At 72.6% G+C, this 9159-nt stretch carries 9 protein-coding genes; 6 read left to right on the top strand and 3 right to left on the bottom strand.

The features are described 5' to 3' along the window. Together HGA02_RS04960 and HGA02_RS04955 are read left to right on the top strand one after the other, a co-directional pair. The coding region (locus HGA02_RS04960) for an NYN domain-containing protein (protein ID WP_210728185.1) at positions 1–439 on the top strand (439 nt) is incomplete at its 5' end. A gap of 86 nt (positions 440–525) precedes the next feature. Beyond that, entirely contained in the window at positions 526–747 is a 222-nt protein-coding gene (locus HGA02_RS04955; RefSeq protein WP_168678062.1) for a hypothetical protein, read from the top strand. A gap of 9 nt (positions 748–756) precedes the next feature. Here HGA02_RS04955 and HGA02_RS04950 read toward each other — a convergent pair whose 3' ends face one another. Then, complete coding sequence (locus HGA02_RS04950; protein ID WP_168678061.1) at positions 757–2562, bottom strand: AMP-dependent synthetase/ligase; 1806 nt, start codon at positions 2560–2562, stop codon at positions 757–759. A gap of 198 nt (positions 2563–2760) precedes the next feature. On the opposite strand from HGA02_RS04950, the gene HGA02_RS04945 reads away from it, so the two are divergent. Then, positions 2761–3702 (top strand): ROK family glucokinase, encoded by a 942-nt coding sequence (locus HGA02_RS04945; protein ID WP_162352185.1) that lies wholly within the window; start codon positions 2761–2763, stop codon positions 3700–3702. Between the two features lie 51 nt (positions 3703–3753). Here the strand turns inward: HGA02_RS04945 and HGA02_RS04940 are convergent, their stop codons facing one another. Next, positions 3754–4323 carry a COX15/CtaA family protein gene (locus HGA02_RS04940; protein WP_168678060.1) on the bottom strand — a complete coding sequence of 190 codons (570 nt, stop codon included), beginning with the start codon at positions 4321–4323 and terminating at the stop codon, positions 3754–3756. A 163-nt stretch (positions 4324–4486) separates the two neighbouring features. Between HGA02_RS04940 and HGA02_RS04935 the strand changes: the two genes are divergently transcribed. The 3 genes from HGA02_RS04935 to HGA02_RS04925 all read left to right on the top strand — a co-directional run bounded on the left by HGA02_RS04935 (position 4487) and on the right by HGA02_RS04925 (position 7963). Further along, the gene (locus tag HGA02_RS04935) at positions 4487–5266 is read left to right on the top strand and encodes a lysophospholipid acyltransferase family protein (RefSeq protein ID WP_162354257.1); all 780 of its coding nucleotides are present in this window, start codon (positions 4487–4489) and stop codon (positions 5264–5266) included. A gap of 127 nt (positions 5267–5393) precedes the next feature. After that, positions 5394–6614, top strand: coding sequence for a pyrophosphate--fructose-6-phosphate 1-phosphotransferase (locus tag HGA02_RS04930; protein ID WP_162352183.1), 1221 nt, complete (start codon positions 5394–5396; stop codon positions 6612–6614). Continuing rightward, positions 6611–7963, top strand: coding sequence for a class II 3-deoxy-7-phosphoheptulonate synthase (locus tag HGA02_RS04925; RefSeq protein ID WP_168678059.1), 1353 nt, complete (start codon positions 6611–6613; stop codon positions 7961–7963). Before HGA02_RS04930 ends, HGA02_RS04925 begins: the two co-directional genes overlap by 4 nt. Positions 7964–8054: 91 nt before the next feature. Here the strand turns inward: HGA02_RS04925 and HGA02_RS04920 are convergent. Continuing rightward, positions 8055–9159, bottom strand: a 1105-nt coding sequence (locus tag HGA02_RS04920) for a Stk1 family PASTA domain-containing Ser/Thr kinase (RefSeq protein ID WP_168678058.1), incomplete at its 5' end; no start/stop codon positions are given.

Genomic DNA, 9159 nt, shown 5'->3' with positions numbered 1-9159 from the left:
GCGCACGGGGTCACGCGGCCGGTCGGCCGACGACCCGGCGCTGCTGGACGAGCTCCTGCGGCAGCCGTGGGCGCACGTGCTCGTCGACGGCTACAACGTCACGAAGACCGGGTACGGGGAGCTGACCCTCGCGGACCAGCGCCGACGCCTCGTGGACGGCCTCGCGCGCGTCGCGGCCGGCACGGGGGCGGAGGTCACGTGCTGCTTCGACGGCCAGCCGGGCCAGGCGCCGCCGGCCGTCCAGGCCCGCGGGGTGCGTGTGCTGTTCTCGGTCGGGGAGATCGCCGACGACCTGATCCGCCGGCTGGTGGCCGCCGAGCCGCCGGGACGCGTCTTGGTGGTGGTGACGAGCGACCAGGCGGTCGCGCGCGACGTCGAGGCGCGGGGCGCGTGGGTCGTGCCGTCGACGACGTTGCTGGCGCGCCTCCAGCACCTGTGACCCGACAGCACCGGTGACCCGACGGCACCTGTGACCCGACGCGCGATGCGGGGGGAGTGTCGGACGTCGTCCGTAGCGTCCGCCGCATGATCATCGACTGCGACTCCTGCGCGGTCCGCGGCAGGGACTGCGCCGACTGCGTCGTCACGTTCCTCACGATCCCCGTCCGCCCCGCGGCGGTCGCGCCGGCGTCCGGGGACGGGGACGCCGCAGGGGCGGTCGAGCTCGACGCCGCGGAACGGCACGCGATCGACGTGCTGGCGGCGTCGGGGCTCGTCCCGCCCCTGCGGCTCGTGGAGGCCGGATGACCTCGCCCGCTACTCCCGGTCGTCGCTGTACAGCGCCTCGACGTCGGACGCGAAGTCCTTCATGACGACGGCGCGGCGGATGCTGAGCTTCGGCGTGAGGTAGCCGTCGGCCAGCGTCAGGTCGCGGTCGAGGATGCGGTACTTGCGGATCGACTCGGCCCGGGAGACCGCCCGGTTCGTCTTCTCGACGGCCTTGTCGAGCGACGCGAGCACGTCCGGGTCCGTGCGCGCCTCGTCGAGGCTCATGGCCGGCTTGCCGTGCGCCGCGAGCCAGCCGGGCACGCCCTCGGGGTCGAGCGTGATGAGCGCCCCGATGAACGGCCGCTGGTCGCCGACGACGACGACCTGGCTGATGAGCGGGTGCGCGCGCAGGCGGTCCTCGAGGATCGTCGGCGCGACGTTCTTGCCGCCGGCGGTGACGATGATCTCCTTCTTGCGGCCCGTGATCGTGAGGAAGCCGTCGTCGTCGAGCGCGCCCAGGTCGCCCGTGCGGAACCAGCCGTCGGCGAGGGACTCCCGCGTCGCCTGCTCGTTGGCGTGGTAGCCCGTGAAGACCTGGATGCCCTTGATCTCGACCTCGCCGTCGGCGGCGATCCGGATCGCCGTGCCGGGCAACGGCAGACCGACGGTGCCGATCTTCGTCTTGCCGGGACGGTTGACGGTCGCGGGCGCCGTCGTCTCGGTGAGGCCGTAGCCCTCGAGCACCTTGAGGCCGACGCCGCGGTAGAAGTGCCCGAGGCGCTCGCCGAGCGGTGCGCCGCCGGAGATCGCCCACTCGGCCTGCCCGCCGAGCGCGGCCCGCAGCTTGTGCAGCACGAGGACGTCGGCGACCTTGTGCTGCAGCTTGAGCCACAGGCTCGGGCCCTTGGGGTCGTCGAGCGCACGCGAGTAGACGATCGCCGTCTTCGCGGCGCGCTGGAAGATCGGGCCCTTGCCGCCCGCGGCGGCCTTCTGCTCGGCCGAGTTGTAGACCTTCTCGAACACGCGCGGCACGGACAGGATGAACGTCGGCCGGAACGAGCCGAGGTCCTCGACGAGCGTCCGGGTGTCGGGCGTGTGGCCCAGCACCGCACCCGCCGGGATGCAGAGCACCTCGATGAAGCGCGCGAAGACGTGCGCGAGCGGCATGAACAGGAGCGTGCGGGCCCCGTCGCCCGCGACGACCTCCTGGAGCCCGGCGACCGTGTTCACGGTGAGCTCGTAGAAGTTGCCGTGCGTCAGCTCGACGCCCTTCGGGCGGCCCGTGGTGCCCGAGGTGTAGATGATCGTCGCGACGTCCCCCAGCGACGCGATCGACCGCCGGCGCGCGATCTCCTCGTCCGGCACGTCCGCCCCGGCGGCGACGAGGTCGTCCACGGCACCGTCGTCGAGGACGAGCACGTCGCGCAGGCGGGTCGCGGGCCGGACCTCGTCGACGACCGCGAGGTGGTCGCGCGTCTCGACGACGAGGAGCGTGACGTCGGAGTCCGTGAGGATCCACTCGACCTGCTCGGCCGACGACGTCTCGTACAGCGGGACCGGCACGGCCCCCGCGCGCCAGGCCGCCCAGTCGACGAGCGACCACTCGTACCGCGTGCGCGACATGATGCCGACGCGGTCGCCCGGCTGCACCCCGCGTGCGACCAGGCCCTTCGCGACGGCGACGACCTCCGCGTCGAACTCCCGCGCGGTCAGCGGGATCCACGGGCCACCGGCCTGTGACTTGTGCTCGACGAGGACGCGGTCCGGGGTGTCACGGACGCGGGTGGCGAAGAGGTCGTTGAGGTTGTGCTCGGGATCGACCTCGACGAGCAGGGGAGTGTGGAACTCGTCCATTCTGGCTCCAGTGGCAGTGGCGAAGTGTGCGACGAGGATACGGGACGTGACAAGGGCCACATCGTCGCCCGAACGTGTCGCATGCCGTGGGACCAGCAGGACGATCGGCGCACGTGTCGGGTCCGCGGGCCGCTAGCGTGGTGCCGCGGACCTCTCGGTCGCAGACCCCGGCACTGACGCGTAGGAGCACTCACGGACATGCACGCCATCGGTGTGGACATCGGCGGGACGAAGATCGCGGCAGGCGTCGTCGACGAGGAGGGCGTGATCCTCGCGCAGACGCGCGTCGAGACGTCCCCGGACGACGTCGCGGGCATCGACCGCGCGATCGCCCAGGTCTACCGCGAGCTGTCGGGCTCCTACGAGGTCGGGGCCATGGGCCTGGCCGCGGCCGGCTTCGTCGCCGCCGACCGTTCGGGCGTGCTGTTCGCGCCGAACATCGCGTGGCGCGACTACCCGTTGCGCGACAAGGTGAAGGCGCTCATCGACGACGACCTCACGATCGTCGTCGAGAACGACGCCAACGCCGCGGGCTGGGCCGAGTTCCGGTTCGGTGCCGCGCGCGACGTCGACGACATGCTCCTGCTCACGGTCGGCACGGGCCTCGGCGGCGCGATCGTCTCGAACGGCGAGCTCGTGCGCGGTGCGTGGGGTGTCGCGTCGGAGGTCGGGCACATGCGCGTCGTGCCGGGCGGCCACTACTGCGGCTGCGGCCACGAGGGCTGCTGGGAGCAGTACGCGTCGGGCAGCGCGCTCGTCCGCGACGCCCAGGCCGCGGTGCTGCGCGAGCCCGAGCGCGCCGAGCGGCTGCTGCAGCTCGCGGGCGACGCCGAGAAGATCGTGGGCCCGCAGATCACGCAGGCCGCCGAGGAGGGCGACCCGCTGTCGATCGAGCTGCTCGCCGAGCTCGGTCGCTGGCTCGGGGAGGGTGCGGCGTCGGCGACGGCGCTGCTCGACCCCGCGCTCATCGTCGTCGGCGGCGGTGTCGTGGCGGCAGGCGAGCTGCTGCTCGGCCCGGCGCGCCGCGGCTTCGGGGAGCAGCTCTCGGCGCGCGGGCACCGTCCGGAGGCGTCGTTCGTCGCCGCCGCGATGGGCAACGACGCCGGCATGGTCGGCGCGGCGGACCTCGCACGCCTCTGACAGCCCGGGCACGACGTCGCGGGCCTGACCTCGCGGTCGGCGCGGGCGCGGTCAGACGACGGCGCCCGTGTCGTCGTCCTCCGGGTCGCGCCGGTGCGGCATGCGCCAGACGAGCACCGCGACGCCGATGACGAAGACCGCGGCCGCGGCCTGCACGATCGCGCTGGGCGCGTCGCGCCAGAACAGCACGACGGCCAGCAGGAACAGCGGCATGCCCGCCGCCGCGATCCACGCCATCGTCAGCAGCGGGTCGCCGCCGAGCACGGGGCCCGGGTCGGGCGGCACGAAGTGCTCCTCGGCGTCGACGGCCTGCTCGGCGTCGTCGATCTGGTCGGTGCCCGACCAGTCGCGTCCCGACGTGTCACGTGCGGAGCGCACGACGCGCGCCTCGGACGTCCACGCGGTCGCGTCGGGCGTGGGATCGGGCGGCGTGGCGGCTCGGCCGGACGGGTCCTCGTCGTCGTCGTCCTCGCCCGTGTAGCCGGCGAGGTCGCCGAGCTGTGCGACGATCGCGTCCCAACGTTCGTCGTCGGTCTCGGCGTGCGCGTCGTCGGCCGGTCCCGGCGCGTCGGACCCCGGAGGGGGGACCGCGTCGTCGGGGTCGTCGGGGCGTGCAGCCATGAGAGCACTCTAGAGTCGGACGCAGCGGTCGGGGACGCCCTGCGCCGGTCGATCGGTCAGGGGCGTCGTCCCGAGCCGCGCGGGCCGGTCCGTCAGGAGCCCGTGGGCGGGCCGGAACGTGCCGGTGAGTCGGCTGAGAGGTGGGCTGTTGTTCTACTGGTTGATGAAGCGGGTGTTCGTGGGCCCGCTGCTGCACCTCGTGTACCGACCGTGGGTGCGCGGTGCGCAGCACGTCCCCGCGCGCGGCGCCGCGATCCTCGCGAGCAACCACCTCGCGGTGATCGACTCGTTCTTCCTGCCGCTCGTGCTCGACCGCGAGCTCGTCTTCATCGGCAAGCAGGAGTACTTCACGGGCCGCGGCATCAAGGGCCGGATGACCGCGGGCTTCATGCGCGGCGTCGGCACGATCCCCGTGGACCGGGGCGGCGGCAAGGCCAGCGAGGCGGCCCTCAACACGGGCCTGCGGCGGCTGCGCGAGGGTGACCTCTTCGGCATCTACCCCGAGGGCACCCGCAGTCCCGACGGCCGCCTGTACCGCGGCAAGACGGGTGTCGCGCGGCTCGCGCTCGAGTCCGGCGCCCCCGTGATCCCGGTCGCGATGGTCGGCACGGAGATCGCGCAGCCGCTCGGCCGCAAGATCCCGAAGGTCATGCGCATCGGTGTCGTCATCGGTGAGCCGCTCGACTTCAGCCGCTACCAGGGCATGGAGAACGACCGCTTCATCCTGCGGTCGGTCACCGACGAGATCATGTACGCGATCATGAGCCTGTCCGGCCAGGAGTACGTCGACGTCTACGCGGCGACCCAGAAGGCGCGCATCGCCACCGGTCACCCGGCTGCGACGGGCGACGCGCAGGACCACCTGCCGTCGGCGCCCGGCGGCCGCCCGGTCCCGGAGGTCCAGGTTCCGGTCCCACCCGAGGACGGGTCCGCGCGTCAGTAGGATGAGCCCGTCGGTCTCGACCGACCGTGCACTCACCCGACGTCCCCCGACGGGAGACCGGGTCCGGCACGTCAGGGCGGGAACGCCGCAGCGCGTCCGCCGTGCTCATCTACGAGAGGTGTGTCTCATGTCGGTTCGTCGCGTCGCCCTCCTGACCGCAGGTGGCTTCGCTCCGTGCCTGTCGTCCGCCGTCGGTGGCCTCATCGAGCGTTACACCGAGATCGCGCCGGACGTCGAGATCATCGCCTACGAGCACGGGTACTACGGCCTGCTGCGCGGCGACAAGATCGTGATCGACGCGGAGACCCGCAAGAAGGCCGGGATCCTGCACCGCTTCGGCGGATCGCCGATCGGCAACTCGCGCGTCAAGCTCACCAACGCCAAGGACTGCGTCAAGCGGGGCCTGGTGCAGGAGGGCCAGGACCCGCTGCAGGTCGCGGCGGAGCAGCTCAAGGCCGACGGCGTCGACGTGCTCCACACGATCGGCGGCGACGACACCAACACGACCGCCGCGGACCTGGCCGCCTACCTCGCGGACAACGGCTACGGCCTGACCGTCGTGGGCCTGCCCAAGACGATCGACAACGACGTGGTGCCGATCCGCCAGTCGCTCGGCGCGTGGACCGCGGCCGAGGAGGCCGCCGGCTTCGCCGCCAACGTCATCGGCGAGCACCGCTCGGGCCCGCGCATGCTCATCGTCCACGAGGTCATGGGCCGGCACTGCGGGTGGCTGACCGCCGCCGCGGCCGCCGAGTACCGCAAGTGGCTCGACCAGCAGGAGTGGGTCCCGGGCATCGGCCTCACGCGCGAGCGCTGGGACATCCACGCCGTCTTCGTGCCCGAGCTCGCGCTCGACATCGACGCCGAGGCCGAGCGCCTCAAGAAGGTCATGGACGAGCAGGGGAACGTCAACATCTTCCTGTCGGAGGGTGCGGGCATGCACGAGATCGTCGAGCAGCTCACCGCGGCGGGCACGCCCCCGGAGCGCGACCCGTTCGGTCACGTCAAGCTCGACACCATCAACCCCGGTCAGTGGTTCGCGAAGCAGTTCGCGGAGAAGCTCGGCGCCGAGAAGACGATGGTCCAGAAGTCCGGCTACTACTCGCGCGCCGCGGCCGCGAACGCCGAGGACCTGCGCCTCATCAAGTCGATGACCGACCTCGCGGTCGAGTGCGCGCTGCGCGGCGAGTCGGGCGTCATCGGCCACGACGAGGAGCAGGGCGACGTGCTGCGCGCCATCGAGTTCCCGCGCATCGCGGGCGGCAAGGCGTTCGACGTCTCGCAGCCCTGGTTCGGCGAGCTGCTGGCGGACATCGGCCAGCCGCTCGTCGCGGCGAGCCACTCATGAGCGTCGAGCCGGACCCGCAGGTGCTCGCCGGGCTGGACGCCTGGCGGGACCTGTCCGCGGGTCAGCAGCCGCAGTGGCCCGACCGGGGTGCGCTCGAGAAGGTGTCGTCGCGGCTCGCCGCGCTGCCGCCGCTGGTCTTCGCGGGGGAGTCGGACGCGCTGCGCGGCCAGCTCGCCGCCGCGGGCCGCGGTGAGGCGTTCCTGCTCCAGGGCGGGGACTGCGCGGAGACGTTCGCCGAGGCGACCGCCGACAACATCCGGAACAAGATCAAGACGATCCTCCAGATGGCCGTCGTGCTGACCTACGGCGCGAGCCTGCCCGTCATCAAGATGGGCCGGATGGCGGGGCAGTACGCCAAGCCGCGCAGCTCGGACTCCGAGACGCGCGACGGCGTGACGCTGCCGGCGTTCCGCGGGGACATCATCAACGGCTTCGACTTCACGTCCGAGGCCCGCGTCCCCGACCCGCAGCGCCTGCTCGAGGCTTACCACACGTCCGCGTCGACGTTGAACCTCATCCGCGCGTTCACGACGGGCGGCTTCGCGTCGCTGCTGCGCGTGCACGAGTGGAACCGCGGGTTCACGACGAACCCGGCGTACTCGCGCTACGAGGAGATCGCCGCCGAGATCGACCGCGCGATCCGGTTCATGGCGGCGTGCGGCGCCGACTTCGACGCGCTGCGCACCGTGGACTTCTTCTCGTCGCACGAGGGGCTGCTGCTCGACTACGAGCGGCCGCTCACGCGCATCGACTCGCGCACGGGCCTGCCGTACGACTGCTCGGCCCACTTCCTGTGGATCGGGGAGCGCACGCGTCAGCTCGACGGCGCGCACGTCGACTACTTCTCGCGCGTGCAGAACCCGATCGGCATCAAGCTCGGGCCCACGTCGACGGGCGACGACGCGCTCGCGCTCATCGACCGGCTGAACCCGAGCGGCGAGCCGGGCCGGATCACGTTCATCACGCGCATGGGTGCCGGCAAGGTCCGCGACCTGCTGCCCGCGCTCGTCGAGAAGGTGACCGCCGACGGGCGTCCCGTGACGTGGGTGTGCGACCCGATGCACGGCAACGGCATCACGTCGGCGACCGGCTACAAGACGCGCCGGTTCTCCGACGTCATGGACGAGGTCGCGGGCTTCTTCGAGGTGCACCGCGCGCTCGGCACCGTGCCGGGCGGCCTGCACATCGAGCTCACCGGTGGCGACGTCACCGAGGTGCTCGGCGGCTCGGAGGAGATCGACGACGAGGGCCTCGCGCTCCGGTACGAGACGCTCGTCGACCCGCGGCTGAACCACCAGCAGTCGCTCGAGATGGCGTTCCAGGTCGTGGAGCTGCTCCGCAAGGCCTGACCGGCCCTCACGACGCAAGGGCCCCGTCGGTGTCGACCGGCGGGGCCCTTCGTCGTCAGCGGCCCGGCGTGGGCCGGCCGTCGTCCGCCCGTCAGAAGACGTTGATCGTGATGGTGCTGCCGCGCGGGGCGGTCTTGCCGTCGCCGCCCGCCGGGCTCTGCGAGTAGACCATGTTGAGCGGCGAGATCCCCTGCGGGTGCGCGACCTTCACGACGAAGCCCGCGTCCTCGAGCGTCTGCGTCGCCGTCTTGACGTTCGTGCCGTACACGTTGGGCAGCGGGATGAGCTCCGGGCCCTTGGAGACGGTCAGGGTCACCGTGTCGCCGCGGTGCAGGACGGTCTTGTCGGCCGGGTCCTGCGACACGACGTGCCCCGCCTCGACCGTGTCGCTGAACGCCTCGTTCGTCGCGACCTTGAGGCCCAGCCCGTCGAGCGTCGCGGTCGCCGCGTCGAGCGGCTCGTTGACCACGCTCACGACGGTCACGGGCGCGGGGCCCTTCGAGACGACGAGCGCGACCTCGGTCCCGCGCGTGCTGCGGACGCCCGGGTCGGCCGGTGAGCCGTCGGGCAGCGTCGCGCTGATGACGACGCCGTTCGGGACGGTGTCGTGGTACTCGGCGGGCGGGTAGGTCGCCTTCAGCCCGGCGTCGGCGAGCGTCTTCTCGGCGTTCGCCTGGAGCTCGTTCACGACGCCCTGGGGCACGTTCACGTAGTCGGGGCCCTTGGAGACCGTGAGTTCGACGACGCCCTCCTTGCGCACGCGCTCGCCGACCGCGGGGTCGCTCGCGACCACGGTCCCGACGGGGGCCGTGGGGTCGAACGCCTCGACCCGGCTGGCGTCGAGACCGGCGTCGTCGAGGGCCGCCTTCGCCTCGTCCTCGGTCACCTGCAGCACGGACGGGACCGTCGTCCACGCGCCCGGGCCGACCCGCAGGTACCACCACGTGCCCAGCCCGCCGATCGCGAGGAGCAGCACGAGGAGCATCGCGAGCATGCGGACGCGTCGGCGGCGCGGGGGCGGTGCGGCGTCGACGACGCGGACCGGTGCCGACGGCGGGGCGGCGCCGAGGCCGATCGGCAGGGCGACCGTGGCACCGCTCGGTCGCGGGACGGGCAGGCGGGTCGTCTCGTCGGTCGGGACGTCGTCCGTGGGCTCGGCCCCGGCGTCGAGGTCCGTCTCGTCCGGGTCGGTCGCC

This window comes from Cellulomonas septica (genome assembly GCF_012396155.1).
Lineage (GTDB): Bacteria > Actinomycetota > Actinomycetes > Actinomycetales > Cellulomonadaceae > Cellulomonas > Cellulomonas septica.
Note: the sequence above shows the minus strand (reverse complement) of the source record. Positions and strands in the feature narration are given on the sequence as shown.

Coding starts and splice junctions, on each gene's coding strand:
- HGA02_RS04955 (WP_168678062.1), top strand. CDS start 526: ATGATCATCGACTGCGACTCCTGCGCGGTCCGCGGCAGGGACTGCGCC.
- HGA02_RS04950 (WP_168678061.1), bottom strand. CDS start 2,562: ATGGACGAGTTCCACACTCCCCTGCTCGTCGAGGTCGATCCCGAGCAC.
- HGA02_RS04945 (WP_162352185.1), top strand. CDS start 2,761: ATGCACGCCATCGGTGTGGACATCGGCGGGACGAAGATCGCGGCAGGC.
- HGA02_RS04940 (WP_168678060.1), bottom strand. CDS start 4,323: ATGGCTGCACGCCCCGACGACCCCGACGACGCGGTCCCCCCTCCGGGG.
- HGA02_RS04935 (WP_162354257.1), top strand. CDS start 4,487: ATGAAGCGGGTGTTCGTGGGCCCGCTGCTGCACCTCGTGTACCGACCG.
- HGA02_RS04930 (WP_162352183.1), top strand. CDS start 5,394: ATGTCGGTTCGTCGCGTCGCCCTCCTGACCGCAGGTGGCTTCGCTCCG.
- HGA02_RS04925 (WP_168678059.1), top strand. CDS start 6,611: ATGAGCGTCGAGCCGGACCCGCAGGTGCTCGCCGGGCTGGACGCCTGG.